This is a genomic window from Butyrivibrio sp. AD3002 (assembly GCF_000420905.1).
In the GTDB taxonomy this organism is placed as follows: Bacteria; Bacillota; Clostridia; order Lachnospirales; family Lachnospiraceae; genus Butyrivibrio.
Map to the genome: position 1 here is coordinate 300,910 of NZ_ATVV01000001.1, position 16,541 is coordinate 317,450.

14 protein-coding genes are annotated in these 16,541 nt (G+C 39.8%); 1 reads left to right on the top strand and 13 read right to left on the bottom strand.

The window, feature by feature from the left end; all coding sequences use genetic code 11:
• Positions 1-9: 9 nt before the first annotated feature.
• The 4 genes from aguA to G596_RS0101315 form a co-directional block, all read right to left on the bottom strand.
• Complete coding sequence (gene aguA / locus G596_RS0101300; RefSeq protein WP_044927674.1) at positions 10-1,236, bottom strand: agmatine deiminase; 1,227 nt, start codon at positions 1,234-1,236, stop codon at positions 10-12.
• A gap of 159 nt (positions 1,237-1,395) precedes the next feature.
• Complete coding sequence (gene upp, locus G596_RS0101305) at positions 1,396-2,025, bottom strand: uracil phosphoribosyltransferase (RefSeq protein WP_022760021.1); 630 nt, start codon at positions 2,023-2,025, stop codon at positions 1,396-1,398.
• Positions 2,026-2,142: 117 nt separating this feature from the next.
• Positions 2,143-3,333 (bottom strand): carboxynorspermidine decarboxylase, encoded by a 1,191-nt coding sequence (gene nspC / locus G596_RS0101310; RefSeq protein WP_022760022.1) that lies wholly within the window; start codon positions 3,331-3,333, stop codon positions 2,143-2,145.
• A gap of 19 nt (positions 3,334-3,352) precedes the next feature.
• Positions 3,353-4,084, bottom strand: a complete 732-nt coding sequence (locus tag G596_RS0101315) for a tRNA threonylcarbamoyladenosine dehydratase (protein WP_022760023.1) — start codon at positions 4,082-4,084, stop codon at positions 3,353-3,355.
• 161 nt (positions 4,085-4,245) lie between these two features.
• Between G596_RS0101315 and G596_RS0101320 the strand changes: the two genes are divergently transcribed.
• Positions 4,246-4,611 (top strand): response regulator, encoded by a 366-nt coding sequence (locus G596_RS0101320; protein WP_022760024.1) that lies wholly within the window; start codon positions 4,246-4,248, stop codon positions 4,609-4,611.
• 95 nt (positions 4,612-4,706) lie between these two features.
• Here the strand turns inward: G596_RS0101320 and G596_RS0101325 are convergent, their stop codons facing one another.
• The 9 genes from G596_RS0101325 to ilvB form a co-directional block, all read right to left on the bottom strand.
• Positions 4,707-5,969, bottom strand: coding sequence for a saccharopine dehydrogenase family protein (locus tag G596_RS0101325; protein WP_022760025.1), 1,263 nt, complete (start codon positions 5,967-5,969; stop codon positions 4,707-4,709).
• A gap of 20 nt (positions 5,970-5,989) precedes the next feature.
• A complete protein-coding gene (speE, locus tag G596_RS0101330) occupies positions 5,990-6,853 on the bottom strand; it encodes a polyamine aminopropyltransferase (protein WP_026497477.1) in 864 nt (287 codons plus the stop codon).
• A gap of 41 nt (positions 6,854-6,894) precedes the next feature.
• Positions 6,895-8,343, bottom strand: a complete 1,449-nt coding sequence (locus tag G596_RS0101335) for an aminotransferase class I/II-fold pyridoxal phosphate-dependent enzyme (protein ID WP_022760027.1) — start codon at positions 8,341-8,343, stop codon at positions 6,895-6,897.
• A gap of 160 nt (positions 8,344-8,503) precedes the next feature.
• Entirely contained in the window at positions 8,504-9,739 is a 1,236-nt protein-coding gene (locus tag G596_RS0101340; RefSeq protein WP_022760028.1) for a DUF1015 domain-containing protein, read from the bottom strand.
• A gap of 27 nt (positions 9,740-9,766) precedes the next feature.
• Entirely contained in the window at positions 9,767-10,936 is a 1,170-nt protein-coding gene (locus G596_RS0101345) for a phosphoglycerate dehydrogenase (RefSeq protein WP_022760029.1), read from the bottom strand.
• 26 nt (positions 10,937-10,962) lie between these two features.
• On the bottom strand, positions 10,963-12,045 hold the full coding sequence (serC, locus tag G596_RS0101350; RefSeq protein ID WP_022760030.1) for a 3-phosphoserine/phosphohydroxythreonine transaminase: 1,083 nt from the start codon (positions 12,043-12,045) through the stop codon (positions 10,963-10,965).
• Between the two features lie 179 nt (positions 12,046-12,224).
• The gene (locus tag G596_RS0101355; protein ID WP_022760031.1) at positions 12,225-13,289 is read right to left on the bottom strand and encodes a GtrA family protein; all 1,065 of its coding nucleotides are present in this window, start codon (positions 13,287-13,289) and stop codon (positions 12,225-12,227) included.
• Between the two features lie 39 nt (positions 13,290-13,328).
• Positions 13,329-14,825: a L,D-transpeptidase gene (locus G596_RS0101360; protein WP_081646606.1), complete on the bottom strand. Its 1,497-nt coding sequence runs from the start codon at positions 14,823-14,825 to the stop codon at positions 13,329-13,331.
• Between the two features lie 18 nt (positions 14,826-14,843).
• Positions 14,844-16,529: a biosynthetic-type acetolactate synthase large subunit gene (gene ilvB / locus G596_RS0101365; protein WP_022760033.1), complete on the bottom strand. Its 1,686-nt coding sequence runs from the start codon at positions 16,527-16,529 to the stop codon at positions 14,844-14,846.
• Positions 16,530-16,541 lie beyond the last annotated feature (12 nt).

Sequence of the window (16,541 nt, forward strand, 5' to 3'; positions counted from 1 at the left end):
TCTGACTCCTTATTCAAAATTTATTACCTTTCTTTTCATATTGGTTATGCTTGCCGGAATCTGCTGAGTAATACAGTGAATATTACCACCGCCAAGCAGAATATCTCTTGCCGGTATTGAAACCACATTTCGATTTCTGCAGATTTTACGCATTATTTCTACTGCTCTCATATCGCTTTGTTTATTTTCGCCTCCAAAGCTAGGAATAAGCACTTCTGTATTTGTAAAATAGAAATTCACGTAACTTGCAGCCATTCTTTCGCCTACTTCCCTTTCGGCTTCACCTTCTTCGAATTCGTAATTGTAAATGTCATGTCTGCTTAAAGTAATCGGAACATCGGGTATCGGAAGCTTGTGAATCTTAAGTTTTCTTCCCCGTGCATCAGTCTCAGTCTGAAGATACTCATAATCAGACAATGAATTTGAATATTGAGGATCAAGAAAATCATCAGTCCACGCAAGCACAACTTCACCGGGCGCTGTAAACGCGCAGACATTATCTACATGTTCGTTAGTTTCGTCATTATATATACCGGAAGGCAGCCATAAAACTTTTTCAGCTCCGAGATAATTCCTTAGCATTTTTTCTATCTCATATTGAGACATATCGGGATTTCTGCCCTTGCTCAAAAGGCAGTTCGAGGTAACCATAACTGTTCCCTCTCCATCAGAATGAATCGCACCTCCTTCAAGGACAAAAGGATGAGCATCATAAACATCTTTTCCCAGATAATTACAAAACTCTGAAGCAACATTATCATCCTTATCCCAGTGTGCATAAAGGCCATCAACATTACCGCCCCAGGCATTAAAGGCCCAGTCAATACCTCTGATTTCTCCCTCTTCGTTTCTTACAAAGGTAGGTCCGACATCCCTTGCCCAGGCATCATCGGAATCCATTTCAATCAGGATTATCGTTCCGATATCTCTTTCGCCTACGGAAACAGGATGCATATTATCACTTGTAATATTGAAGATTCTTTTTATATTTGTCGTATTCTTTTTAATAAAATAATGAGCTTCGTTATAGTTCCTGTGATCGCAAAGAACATATAGTTTTTCTGATTTGAGAATGTGTGAAAAAATTCTGCAAAATGCCTTTTTGGCTTCAGTTGAATCCTTCCCCCAGCTTCCTGGTCTTGTCGGCCATATCATCACTGTCGCATCGTGAATATCATATTCAGCCGGCATATAAAAACCGTCTTCTCTTGGAGTAGATTTAATAATTGTAGACATAATCATTCACCCTCATCATTTTTGAAAATAAGACATAAACAATTTGCTTTATTGTTTCGTAAATAGAACGGTTAAAAATGCTTTTATTAGAAAATTATATAAAAAAATAGACCGTGTGCAAAGTATATATTCTTTGACACACGATCATATTTTAATGAATTATTTTGTACCGAAAATTCTGTCTCCGGCATCGCCAAGGCCGGGTACAATATATTTGTTATCATTAAGCTGGTCATCAATATGTGCACAGATGATCGGAACGTCCGGATGCTCTGATGTAACCTTCTCAAGTCCTTCGGGAGCAGCGATCAGACATATAAATCTCATCTTCTTAACACCTTTTTCCTTGAAAAGCTCAATGGCATCACATGCGGAGCCACCTGTTGCAAGCATGGGATCAAGAATAATAACTTCTCTGTCTCCGATATCCTCCGGAGCTTTAAAGAAATAGTTTACAGGCTCAAAGGTTGTCTCATCTCTATACATACCGACATGAGCAATTTTCGCATTAGGGATAACCTTAAGGACACCGTCAAGCATTCCCATTCCGGCTCTCATAATAGGGGCAAATGCATAATTATCTTCGTTTAGTCTGCCCATTTTTATAGTCTTTATAGGTGTTTCAACTACAGTCTCCTCAAGCGGAACGTCGCGCATAGCCTCATAAATAAGGTAAGCTCCTATCTCACTTACAAGCTCTCTGAAAAGCTTTGTTCCTGTATGCTTATCTCTTAAAATTGAAAGTTTATGCTCGATGAGCGGATGTTCCAACGCTGTAACATTTTTCATATCATTCTACCTCCGAAAAATTAACTGTAAGAATAATAACACAATATCATTTATAATAATACCCCAAGACTTAGGAATCTTGAGGTATTACTTCTTACAATTTAGAAACTGTACATTTTACAGGCGCATCTTAAAATCGTCATATCCAAAATGTTTTACAACCTCGGTGTTTCCATCCTCATGGAGTATGGCTATATCTGGCAGTGGCATACCGTTGAAGGTATTGTTCTTAACCATACTGTAAATAGCCATATCTTCAAAAGTAAGACGGTCACCGATTTTCATTTCATGATCAAAGCTGTAATCCCCGATAACATCACCGGCGAGGCAGGTTCGTGACGAAAGCCGATACCCGAAAGATTTATCACCGATTTCTCCACTATCTCTAAGCGGTGGTCTATAGGGCATCTCAAGGACATCAGGCATATGACAAGCAGCGGATGTATCAAGGATTAGCACCGGAAGTTTTTCTGTTTCTACAATGTCCATAACTGTGGTAACAAGGTATCCTGCATTCAATGCAATGGCTTCACCCGGTTCCAGATATACATCAATTTTGTAAATATCCTTTATGTATTTGAGGAGCTTAACCAGTCCCTCTCTGTTATAGTCATCTCTGGTGATATGATGACCGCCTCCAAGATTGAGCCATTTTATTTGACTTAGATACTTTCCGAATTTGCTTTCAAACTCCTCAAAGGTATCTTTAAGAGGCTCAAAGCCCTGCTCACATAATGTATGAAAATGCAGGCCTTCCACACCGGTTGGCAGTTCTGACGGCAAATCACATAGTCTGATTCCAAGTCTTGAGCCCGGAGCACAGGGATCATATATCTCATGATCTTCCTGAGTAGAAAACTCAGGGTTGATGCGTAGTCCCGCAGATAAGCCTCTGTCATTACATGCTTTCTCCCAGGTTTTTCTGTGATGCTCAAGCTGATTTAAGGAATTAAATACAATATGATCAGCGAAGCTGCAGATCTCTTCCATCTCATCATCATAAAAAGCCGGTTCAAAGACGTGAATCTCAGGAAAATCGCCGTCTTTTTTAGTATATCCATCAGCTATTTTTTGTTTCTGCGCTTTGGTATAAAACTCCTCATTTGCGAGCTTTGCTTCGAAAAGTCCCGAAGATGTTGTCCCTGAGAGATATTCCGCTATAAGAGGATATGTAGAATATGCAGAAAAAGCTTTTTGAGCAAGCAATATTTTTGCTCCGGACTTATCCTGTACATCCCTTAGAATTTTGCAATTTTCTTTGAGTTTCTTCTCATCTATCACATAGACAGGAGTCTTTAAATTGTTCATTTATCTTAATCCTTTAAAATTATTTTGAGATAATATCCTTCACAACCTCGCTCGCAATAACAAGTCCGCAGGCAGCAGGTGTAAACGCAGTGCTACCCGGTGTACTTCTTCTTGAAGAGCCCGAAGCCTTAAGATCTTCCATATCAGTTTCTCTAACCTCTGGTTTTAGCGGTTCTTCCTCGGAATATACCACCTTGAGGTTCTTTACGTTTCTCTTTTTGAGTTCTTTTCTCATCACCTTGCAAAGAGGACAAACCTTTGTTTTGTAAATATCTGCTACTTTAAACGCAGAAGGATCAAGCTTATTTCCTGCTCCCATGGCACTGATAACAGGAACTCCTACCTCTTTTGCGCGTAAAATAATGTCAATTTTCGCAGTAACAGTATCAACCGCGTCAACAACATAATCATAAGAGCTAAAATCGAAATCCCCTGCATTTTCGGGAAGATAAAAGCATTTATGAACATTCACCTTCACATCGGGATTTATATCAAGCATCCTGTCCTTCATAACATCTACCTTATACTTGTCTACAGTGCTATGAAGTGCAATAATCTGGCGGTTCAGATTGCTTGCAGCAACGGTATCACTGTCTATTAAGTCAAATTCTCCGATTCCGCTCCTTACAAGAGCCTCGCAGACATAGCCTCCTACACCTCCGACACCAAATATCGCTACACGAGAGCCCTTCAGTTTTTCAACATTGTTCTCACCTATGAGAAGCTCTGTTCTTGAAAATTGTTCATCCATAAGTATGCATTCTTTCCTGATTAATTGATTTTATTTTTTATTTATAGAATTGTAAGTCTTTTTTATTGGATATTGCTGAAAATAATTGTCATAATAATTATGGGTAAGATATTTTAAAAAATCAAATCCAAATTAGCAAAGCATTTTATGCGGGGGGTAATATGCGTAAAAGAATCCTAATAGCAGATGACACAACTTTCATGAGAGAAATGTTGAAATCAGCACTGGACAAAGAACAATATGAAATTGTCGGTGAAGCGACAACCGGACAGCAGGCCGTAGACCAGTTTAAGCAAAAAAAGCCCGATCTTTTAATTCTGGACATTAATATGCCTGTAATGAATGGAATAGATGCCCTTACCGAGGTAATGGAATTTGACCCCAAGGCCAATGTAATCATGTGCTCAGACCAAAAGCAGGAGCCAATGATTGTCCTTGCCCTGAAAAAGGGCGCAAAAGATTTTGTCGTTAAGCCCTTCATGGCCAGCGATGTTGTTCGCGCATTAAACAAAGTTTTTAAAGAATAATTTGTTAAACACCATAATTATAGACAATCTTGAGGGGACGACTTCAATTCTGAAGCCGCCCCCTCTTTCTTTATTTTTATATTCTTTTTTATTTATCAGTCGATAAGTGTGGGATTTTCCTCAACCACCCAAGGAAGACCATACTCGTTAAGCATCTCCATGTACGGATCGGGATCAAACTCGTCTGTAGTAAATACTCCTGGTTTCTTCCACTGTCCGGTAACTACGAGAGCTGTTCCGATCATTGCAGGTACACCGGTTGTATAACTTATTGCCTGACTTCCGAGTTCCTTGTAGCACTCCTGATGATCACACACATTATAAATATAAATTGTGCGTTCCTTTCCATCCTTGATACCTCTGAAGATACAGCCGATATTTGTTTTTCCGACTGTTCTGGGGCCAAGACTTGCAGGATCGGGAAGCAGTGCTTTCAAAAATTGAATAGGAACAATTTCTCTGCCCTCGTACATAACAGGACTTGTAGAAAGCATTCCAACATCCTCAAGACATCTCATATGGTCGAGATAGCTCTGTCCAAAGGTCATGAAGAATCTGATTCTCTTTACCTCAGGGAAATTTCTTCCAAGTGCTTCAATCTCCTCGTGGTGAAGAAGATACATATCTTTCTTACCTACCTGGGCGAAATCATATTCTCTTTTTATCTCCATGGGCTTTGTCTCAACCCAATGGCCATCCTCCCAATAGCTTCCGTTTGCGGAAACCTCTCGAAGATTTATCTCCGGATTAAAATTTGTAGCAAATGCATAACCGTGGTCACCGCCATTGCAATCCATGATATCAATGTAATGGATTTCATCAAAATAATGCTTTTTAGCATAAGCTGTGAAGACCGAAGTTACACCGGGATCAAAGCCTGTTCCAAGCAGAGCTGTAAGACCTGCTTCCTTAAATCTGTCGAAATAAGCCCACTGCCAACTGTAGTCGAAATAAGCTGTAAAGCCCTTCTCCTTGCAGCGTTTTTCATAGATTTTTCTCCACTCAGGATCATCGGTATCTTCCGGCTCATAGTTAGCTGTATCGATATAATCTACTTTACATTCAAGGCAGGCATCCATTATTGTGAGATCCTGATAAGGAAGGGCAACATTAAGCACAGCGTCGGGCTTGTAGTTGTTTATGACCCTCTTAATATCCTCTACATCGTCTGCATTAACAGTTTCTGTTGTGATTTTTACGGGTGTTCCTGCCTTCTCGAGTTTTTCCTTCAGAGCATCACATTTGCTTACTGTTCTTGATGCTATACACATTTCAGTAAATACCTTGCTGTTCTGGGCGCACTTCTGAATTGCTACCTGAGCTACGCCACCGCAACCAATAACCAATAATCTACTCATATTTTCCTCCTTATGGCAGTTTACCTTGACATTGCCTCTTCTTCCTGCAAAAGATCCTCTACATACTTTGGAAGCATGAAGGCTCCCTTATGAAGATGCGTTGTGTAGTACCATGTTTTTATATTTCTTTCATCCCATCTGTCAGGATTAAAATCCTTAAGCGGATGATATTTCTTGCTGGCAAATCCAAAAAGCCAGTAGCCAGCAGGGCATGTGGGAATGTGCGCCTGATAGACCCTGTTTATAGGGAAAACTCTGTAGGCTTTTCTGTGCATAGCTCTACAGCTCTCCTCATCCTCATCATAGAAAGGACTTCCATGCTGATAAACCATTATTCCGTCATCATGAAGAGCCTTGTAGCAGCTACCGTAAAATTCTTTTGTAAAAAGTCCGGCCTCATGTCCCAAAGGTTCCGTAACATCATTTATTATTAGGTCATACATATCCTCACATTTGCGAAGATATTTAAGGCCGTCCTGATAATAGATATGAACTCTGTCATCATCAAGTCCGCAGGCATTATCGGGAAAATACTGCTTGCATACTTCAACAAACATGTTATCAGGCTCAACTACATCAATAACCTTTATTTCATCATAGTGGCTCAGCTCTCTGGCAACACCGCCATCACCTCCGCCAAGTACAAGAACTCTCTGAACCTTAGGATGAACAGCCATAGGAACATGTACGATCATCTCGTCATAAGTGAATTCGTCCTTTTCGGAAAAAATAATATTACCGTCGGAAGTAAGAAATTTTCCGAATTCAGGTGAATCAAACACATCAATTCTCTGAAACTCGCTCGATCCCGAAAATAATTGTTTTGCAAGACGAATGCTTATTTTTACATTCTTTGTATGCATGTCACTAAACCAATAATCCATTTGCGGCATCTTTTTTCTCCTGTCAAATATAATCAGATATCTTATTTTAAAACCTGAAGCTCAGAAATATCCTCACTCTCAGGTCCCTGCATGGAGCATCCCTTTTCCTTCGCAGTCTGAATATAATCAAGTATCTCTTCTGTCACTACCTCTCCGGGTGAAATGATCGGAATTCCAGGAGGATAACACATAACAGATTCTGCTGAAATCCGCCCAACCGTCTCTTTTATCGGAAGCGATTCCTTTTCAGCATAGAATGCTTCCTGCGGCGTAGCCTTCACAATAGGAGTAACATACTCTGCCGAGAAAAAGCTCTGTTCCGGCTTAGCGTATAGTCTTCTGATATCCGCCAGAGCTCCCGCCAGTCTCTCAATATCCTGAAGTCTGTCTCCAATAGAAATGTACGCCATAACGTTTGATAAATCACCAAATTCCATCTGGATATCATACTCATCGCGAAGAAGATCGTATACTTCAATTCCGGTAAGACCCACACCTCTTGTATTTACAACAAGTTTAGTCTCATCGAAGTCATAAATGCTACCACCGTTTATAAGCTCATGTCCGTAGGCATAATATCCCGGAATCTCGTTTATCTCTTCCCTCGCATACTTAGCCATTCCTGTTACTTTTTCGAAGCTGTCCCGGCCATGAAGCGCCAGATTCCTTCTTGAAATATCAAGGCTTGCAATCAAAAGATAGCTTGCACTGGTAGTCTGTGTCAGATTAACAATTCTGCTTATATATCCTATATTAGCATTTTTTCCGCAGAGAAGTATCGAACTTTGCGTAAGACTTCCTCCGGATTTATGCATACTTATTGCTGCCATATCCGCGCCTGCCTTCATGCCGCACAGAGGGAGATTTGGTCCAAAATACAGATGTGTTCCGTGAGCCTCATCCACAAGGGCCTTCATCCCGTTTGCATGCGCAAGGTCAACTATTGCCTGCAAATTAGAACAAATACCATAATACGAAGGATTATTTATTAAAATCGCTTTCGCATCAGGATTATCCCTTACTGCAGCCTCAACATCTGCAAGTTCCATGCCGAGCGGAATTCCAAGCTTGGTATCAACCTTGGGATCAATATATACAGGAACTGCGCCACACAAAATAAGTGCATTTATGGCACTCTTATGTACATTTCTTGGCATAATGATCTTCTCACCATGCTTAACTGAAGACAAAACCATAGCCTGAACAGCACTTGTGGTTCCATTTACCATCAAAAATGCATGTTCGGCTCCAAATGCATCCGCAGTAAGTTCCTCCGCATCCTTTATTACGGAAACAGGATGGCACAAATTATCGAGAGGCTTCATGGAATTAACGTCAATGCCCACGCATTGCTCACCAAGAAAACGCACGAGTTCTGCGTTTCCACGACCTCTCTTATGTCCGGGCACGTCAAAGGGTACCACTCTCTGCTTTCTAAATCTCTCAAGTGCCTCATAAACAGGCGCTTTTCTCTGACGATCCAGATCCAACTTTTCATCCTCCAAATCAACTATATCATGAGAAAAAAAGAGCGGTATGTCTTTTTGACATACAGCCCTCTTTTAAATTGCATTATTCAGGCAAAATCATCTTAACATTAATGAAATCAAAGTCAAGGAATTACCTATATAATTAAGCAACTTTTAAGTTTTATATCGCATGTATAAACAAACCGCTAAGCAGCTTTGGTTCAAACCAGGTTGATTTAGGCGGCATAAGGCGTCCTGCATCTGCTACAGCAAACAACTCATGAATATCTGTAGGATACATGGAAAAAGCAAGAACGCAGTCGTTTTTGCATCTCTTCTCAAGCTCGGATAGTCCTCTGATTCCACCAACAAAATCAATTCTTGGATCATTCTTAGGGTCACTGATATCAAGAAGAGGCGTCAGTACCTGATTTTGAAGCACACTGACATCCAGCCCGTCAACAGCATCAGAGCTCTTTATTTCATCATGAGCATAAAGTCTGTACCACTTTCCTCCAAGAAGCATGCCAACTTCATATTTCCTTGAAGGTTTAACAGCTTCAGCCTCTTCCTTTACATCAAATTTTTCCGATATTTTTGAAAGGAATTCATTTTCGCTCATGCCGTTTAAATCTTTTATTACCCTGTTGTAATCCATGATCATGAGCTCGCTGTCAGGAAAAAGAACGGATAAGAAGAAGTCATATTCTTTATTGCCTGTGGGATTCGGGTCTGCTTCTCTTCTTTTTTTAGCGACTTTAACCGCAGAAGCACATCTGTGGTGGCCATCAGCTATATATATGCTGTCCATTCCCTCAAATGCAGATTTTATTGTGTCAATTTCATTTTCCTTATCCACAATGAAAACTCTGCTCTTTATTCCATCTACTGTAACAAAATCATATACAGGCTTATCTTCAGTTTTTACTCTGTTAATAACACCTCTGATTGCTTCGTTTTCCCTGTAGCACAAAAAGATTGGTCCGGTCTGAGCATCACAGGTATCCACATGGTGAATTCTGTCGGCTTCCTTTTTTGCAAGAGTATTCTCGTGCTTTTTAATTATATTATTGTCGTAGTCTCTTACTGAGCTGCAGGCAACAATCCCAGTCTGAACCCTTCCGTTCATAGTCTGCTCGTAGAGATAATAGCAGGGTTTACTCTCGTGAACAAAAGTGCCGTCCTCGATTTTCCCCCACAGCATATCATGAGCCTTCCTGTATACTTCTTCAGAATACATATCGTAATCTTCGGGAAACTGAGTCTCAGGTCTGTCTATCGCAAGAAATGACATAGGCTCCCTGGCAACCTCTGCTCTTGCTTCTTCTCTGTTGTACACATCATAGGGAAGAGCCGCAACCCTGTCAGCTATATCTTCTCTTGGTCTGTAAGCCGCAAATGCTCTAATATCTGCCATTTAAATAAAAGTCCTTTCGATTATGTTTCAGACATCTTTTCTGACAACACGAACTCTGATAACGCCCTCGATATTCTTGAGTTTATCAGTAATTTCATCAGAAATGGTGCTCTCTACATCGATGATGGTATAAGCGTAATCACCACGGGATTTATTGGTCATATTTGAAATATTGAATCCATCATTACCAAGAACCTGTGTAAATTTACCGATCATACCTGCAACATTCTTATGAATGATTGCAAATCTGGGACTTGTGCAGATACCCTGCTCACAGCGAGGCATATTTACTGAATTTACAATGTTACCGTTCTCAAGATAATCTTTCATCTGAAGAACAGCTTTCACTGCGCAGTTATCCTCTGATTCCTCCGTTGAAGCGCCAAGGTGAGGAATAACAATACAGCCATCATGACCTGCGGTAACAGTATTCGGGAAGTCAGTAACATACTTTCTGATTTTTCCTGAATTGATTCCGGAAAGAACATCTGTCTCGTTGCAAAGAATATCTCTTGCGAGGTTGATAAGGATAACACCCTTCTTCATCTTAGCTATAGCTTCGGCGTTAACCATGCCTTTTGTATTTTCAAGTGCAGGAACATGAATTGTTATAATATCGCACTTTGAATAAATATCATCGACGTTAGTAACATGCTTAACATCAGAGGAAAGGCTCCATGCAGCATCAACAGAAAGATACGGATCATAACCGTAGACATCCATACCTAAATTTCTGGCAGCATTTGCCACTCTTACACCAATAGCTCCGAGGCCTATAATTCCGAGCTTCTTACCGGCAATCTCAGTACCTGCAAACTTTTTCTTTGTCTTCTCTGTAAGTTTTGCAATTTCAGGGTCACCCGCATTTGCACTTACCCACTGAACTCCACCGATGATATCACGGGAAGCGATGAGCATAGCTGCAATTACCATTTCCTTTACACCGTTAGCATTTGCTCCGGGTGTATTGAATACAACAATGCCTTCCTCAGCGCAGCGATCTACGGGAATATTGTTGACTCCGGCACCTGCTCTTGCGATAGCAAGGAGATTCTCGGAAAACTCCATCTCGTTCATATTGGCACTTCTTACAAGCACGCCGTCTGCATCATCGATATTATCTACTACTTCATACTGATCTGTGAAATTGTTTAATCCAACCTTTGCAATAGGATTAAGGCACTTATATTTAAACATTTTATTCTCCTTTATCTATGTTCCGATCAACCATTATTTTTCTCAAATGCTTCCATGAAGTCTACTAGCTTCTGTACGCCTTCCTTTGGCATAGCATTGTAGATACTTGCGCGCATTCCGCCTACACTTCTGTGTCCCTTAAGACTTACAAGGCCGTTAGCTGTAGCCTCTGCGATGAATTTTGCATTGAGCTCATCAGAATCTGTAACGAAAGGAACATTCATAAGTGATCTGTCTTCAGGTCTTACAGTACCCTTGAACATCTTGCTGTTATCAAGGAAATCATAGAGAATTGCAGCCTTCTCCTCATTTCTCTTCTTCATCTCTACAAGGCCGCCCTGAGACTTAAGCCACTTGAATACCAGTCCGCACATATAAATTGCCCAGCAGTTGGGAGTATTGTAAAGAGAACCGTTGTCAGCCTGTGTCTTCCACTTAAGCATCGTAGGAACGAAATCAGGAACATCATCTCTGATGAGGTCTTCTCTGATAATACTAATTACAAGACCTGCAGGACCTACATTCTTCTGAACACCGCCATAGATAACACCGTAATCATTTACATTTACAGGCTCAGAAAGGAAGCATGAAGATACATCCGAAACAAGGATATGTCCCTTAGTATTGGGAAGCTTCTTAAACTTTGTGCCGTAAATTGTGTTATTTTCACAGATATATACATAATCTGCATCTTCTGGAATATCCAGATCAGAGCAATCCGGAATATATGAGAAAGTCTTGTCTGCACTTGATGCAACCTCTACAGCATCGCCGTACTTTTTAGCCTCAGCAAGGGCCTTCTTAGCCCACTGACCGGTAACAATATATGCCGCCTTTTTGTTCTGCATAAGGTTCATCGGAACAGCTGCAAACTGCTGGCTAGCACCTCCCTGGAGGAATAAAACCTTATAGTTGTCCGGAATATTCATAAGATCTCTGATATCCTGTTCAGCGGTCTGAATAACCTGATCAAACGTTTTTGATCTGTGGCTCATCTCATTGATAGACATACCGCAGCCGTTATAATCAAGCATTTCTGCCGCTGCCTGCTTCAAAACCTCTTCCGGAAGTACTGCCGGACCTGCACTAAAATTGTAAACTCGTGACACTGTTTCTTTCCTCCTGTTTTTCCAAAAATACAAAAATTTTTTTCACACTTTTACACTTTACTTTTTCAAAGTGTTAATATCATTCTATATAGAAATATTTTTTTGTCAACTATATATTCAATAATTATTGTTATTTAATGATTCTAAAATAAAAAATGATGTCACACGGACATCATTTTTTATCTCTTAAAAACAAATCTTCTATTAAACTGATAAGCAACAAAAAACAGAACAAAGTCAGTAGGAATCTTGATTAATACCTCTTCGCCGCCTATATATCCGTGCAGCAGTGAAACAACTATTGCACTTATAAGCATTTGGCAGGTAGCCACAAGAACAAATCGATTAAATGTTTCTTTTTGCCTGTGCTTCTTTTTAAAAACGAAGCGATGATTGAAATTATATGACATACTCGCAGATATAACTCTTGCAATAATTGTCGAAACATAGATGTATATCTGGTGCATATTCATAAATTTAAATTGTCCCAAAAAGGCACACAATAATGAAAACAGCAAAATATCGATTATCGTTGCCCATATGGAAATAAGCATATAAATTACAAAATTTACATATATAAAGAAACTTTCACGCAGTGTCCGGTACTTTTCGGTATTTGTACGCCTGGAATATAACGTCTCAAGTTCGATTTCGATAACATCTATATGGTAGTTTCTTGTATATACAAGTATATTTGTATCAAAAGGATATCCCTCTCCATTCACTTTTAGGAGTTTCTCCATATATTTAACAGGAATAGCTTTCAAAATAGATTGCGGATCGTTGACAGTAATACCAAACAAAAATCGGTATGAATAAGTAAAAAGCTTGTTAATGATCTTATTTGAAAGCGGAATATCTTCGCTGCTTCTTTGGCGTTTTGTTATTATTAACGAGTCCGGGTTTTCTTTAAGCTTAATAGCACAGCTTAAAATATCCGAAGTAAGATATACCCCCTTGCAGTCACTTATTACGCAGCCGGTAAGGTCATTATACTCCTGCAGTGCATAATTAAATGCCGTTTTGAGGCTCCTTCCAAGCCCGAGATTCACATGATGGTGAAGTACATAAGCACCGAATTCCTTCTCAATCCCCTCAAAAAAAGTCTTCATGCTTTCGCCATTACCATCATCAACAATAATAAATCTGCTAAATCCGGATATTTTTAAATCATTTAGAAGCTTTATTAGATTATCTCCCGGTTTATAAGCCGGGATAATAACCGGTATATCATCAATCTTCATTCTGTTTCTTTCCGAATTATTATAAGCTTTAATTCTTTATCAATAATATAAAAGGACCGGCACACCAACATCTACGAGCTCATAAAGCCTTTCCATGAGATCCAGAGGAGAATTGATACATCCGTGTGAGCCTGAATGTTTATATATCTCACCGCCGAATTCGCTTCTCCAGGTAGCATCATGAATTCCAATTCCTTTATTAACTCCAAGCCAATAATTCACGTAGGACGCATAATCCACTCCGCGAAGAATTGTATGATATCTTTTATTATATATATGAAAAAGCCCTACCGGGGTACCACGCCCCAGCGCAGTATTACCGGTAACTATATCATATTGAATGGTTAGTTTTCCGTTCTTATAATATCTTAATCTCTGATTGCCCATATCAACAAGTATATATTCATCCCCGAGATCTTTTGCATCTATTGTAAAGGATTTGTTCGGAAATGTTATTTCGGTTTCAGCAGGCCCCGTGCCCTCAACAGAGTTTACAAAATCCTCGAATTCCTGCTTTTCATCATAAAGTTTTCCGTTCTTGTTACCACTTACATAAATCGTACTTTTCTGGCCTTTTTGGTATCTTTCTATACAATTGTTGGTATCATATTTCCTTAGCCCCTCGCAAACAAAATCATAGATTTTAGAGCAGCTAAGAAGAAGATTTCCTTCCTTATCGGTTATGAATTCCTCTTCTACCTTGTAGTCCTCATCCGGGAATTCAATCATCTTATCGCCGGCAAGGAAGAATCCTTTTCCGGGATTTTCCTCATCAAAATCTTCTTCCCGGGCCTCCTCAAGTTCATCAATTTTAACAATCCAGTCCGCTAAATCGGATGAATCTGCCTTCATCAAATTTTCGCCGATTTTGATTGAAGCTTTAATATTCTGAACGCTCTCGATCTTATCATAAAGTGCCTTTAATTCTTTATCATTTTCGGTTATTGTTCTTACATCGTACAACTCTTTATTACTACTAAGATCCAATTCATAGAGTTTATTGTAAAATCCCTCTTTTACACTTTCGTAGAACTTATCGAAATTAGGTGTCTTCTGATCACACACTTCAAGATAGAAACCTTCATCATTTCTTTTTAATTCGTAAGAATCCGATCTTTCCACATCAAAAATAGCCCAGGTAGACAATAAGTCCCTAAGTTTATTCTCATCAAACGTCGGATTTCCCGGTATTTTTTTGCTTCTGGAAGTTAACAGATTGATTCCCCACGCAAAAGGATTCTGGTCATCTAGCATTTTTTTGAGTTCATCGTAATAATCAACCTTGAAATCAATTGCATTTGCATCAATAAAGAATTTCTCACCCTCAGCGGAAGATATAATCATTCCGCTGTAGTATGAGTTATTTATAAGATCGTTATTGGCTTCTTCCGCTGTTTTTCCGGTACAATAAATATTATTTACCCAAGTTCCATATGCATAGGTGTCATTATAGTAGAACCCAAGCATCAGATAGACCGCTATCAGCGATAGCACGGAAAAAGCCAATAATGTATATAAGATTCCCCGCTTCTTCATACCTTACCCTGAACAGAATTATGCTCTGTCCTTATCCTCTAAGTCTTTCTCATCAAAAGCTTCACTGATAGAACCGCCAGGTGAAACCATAGGAAATACCTTCTCATCAGGGTCAACCGCTATATCGATGAGAACAGGTCCCTTTGCTGCAAGAGCTTTTTTAAGAGCAGCTTCAACTTCATCCTTCTTCTTTACTCTTATAGCCATGCACCCAAGACCTTCTGCAACCTTACAGTAATCAACCTTATCTGTAAGAACAGTATTTGAATAATGCTGATTGTAATACAGATTCTGCCATTGTCTTACCATACCGAGAACCTGATTGTTTATAACAATTTCTATTACATGAATATCATATCTGCTTGCTGTCGCAAGTTCGTTCATATTCATTCGAAAACATCCGTCACCGGCTATATTAACAACAGTCTTGTCAGGCATTCCGACCTTAGCACCTATAGCCGCTCCCAGTCCGTAGCCCATAGTTCCAAGGCCGCCTGAGGTAAGGAAGGTTCTCGGATGCTTAAACTTGTAAAATTGGGCAGTCCACATCTGGTGCTGACCTACATCGGTTGAAACGATTGCTTCACCATCAGTAAGTTTATCAATAGTTTCTATAACATAAGGACATGTAAGCCCCTTCTTATCATAGCGAAGAGGAAACTGCTTTTCGTACTCTTTTATATGCGATATCCATTCAGCATGATTTTGCTGAGTAAGCTTATCATTAATTTTCCTGAGTACCTCTTTTAAATCACCAACGATGGAGAAGTCTGTCCTGATGTTCTTGTTTATTTCTGCAGCATCAATATCAATCTGAAGTATCTTAGCCTTTTTGGCGAAGGTCTTTGCATTACCGATTACTCTGTCAGAGAATCTTGCTCCCAGTGTAATAAGAAGATCACATTCACTCACACCAAAATTTGAGGTTTTGGTACCATGCATACCTATCATACCCGTATAAAGGCTGTTATGTCCGCTAAAAGCACCTTTGCCCATAAGGGTATCACATACCGGTGCCTGAATCCTTTCAGCCAGAGTAAGAAGCTCTTTATCAGCTCCGGAGATAACCGCACCGCCGCCCACATATATAAAAGGCTTCTTGGCATGCTCAATCATCTTTACAGCCGTTTTAATATCATCTTCGGTATATTTAAGAGGTTTCTCTTTATGAACAGGTTTTTGAGGCTTATAATCGCATTTATTTGCGGTTACATCCTTTGTAATGTCCACAATAACAGGGCCGGGTCTGCCGCTTCTTGCGATATCAAAAGCCTTTCTTATGGTTTCTGCAAGCTTTTTAACATCTTTTACAATATATCCGTGCTTTGTTATGGGCATTGTAATCCCGGCAATATCAACCTCCTGGAAAGTATCCTTTCCAAGCAGCGGAAGATTTACATTACAGGTAATAGCAACCATTGGAACAGAATCCATGTAAGCGGTAGCAATACCGGTAACAAGATTTGTTGAACCGGGGCCACTGGTTGCAAGACAAACACCGACTTTTCCCGTTGCCCTTGCATAACCGTCGGCAGCATGTGATGCTCCCTGCTCATGAGAAGTCAGAATATGTTTTATCTTATCCTGCTGTTTGTAAAGCTCATCATATACATTAAGAATTGTTCCGCCCGGATAGCCGAAAACAGTATCTACTCCCTGTTCCTTAAGGCATTCCAGGACAATTTGTGCTCCTGTAAGCTGCATTCTACTTATGCT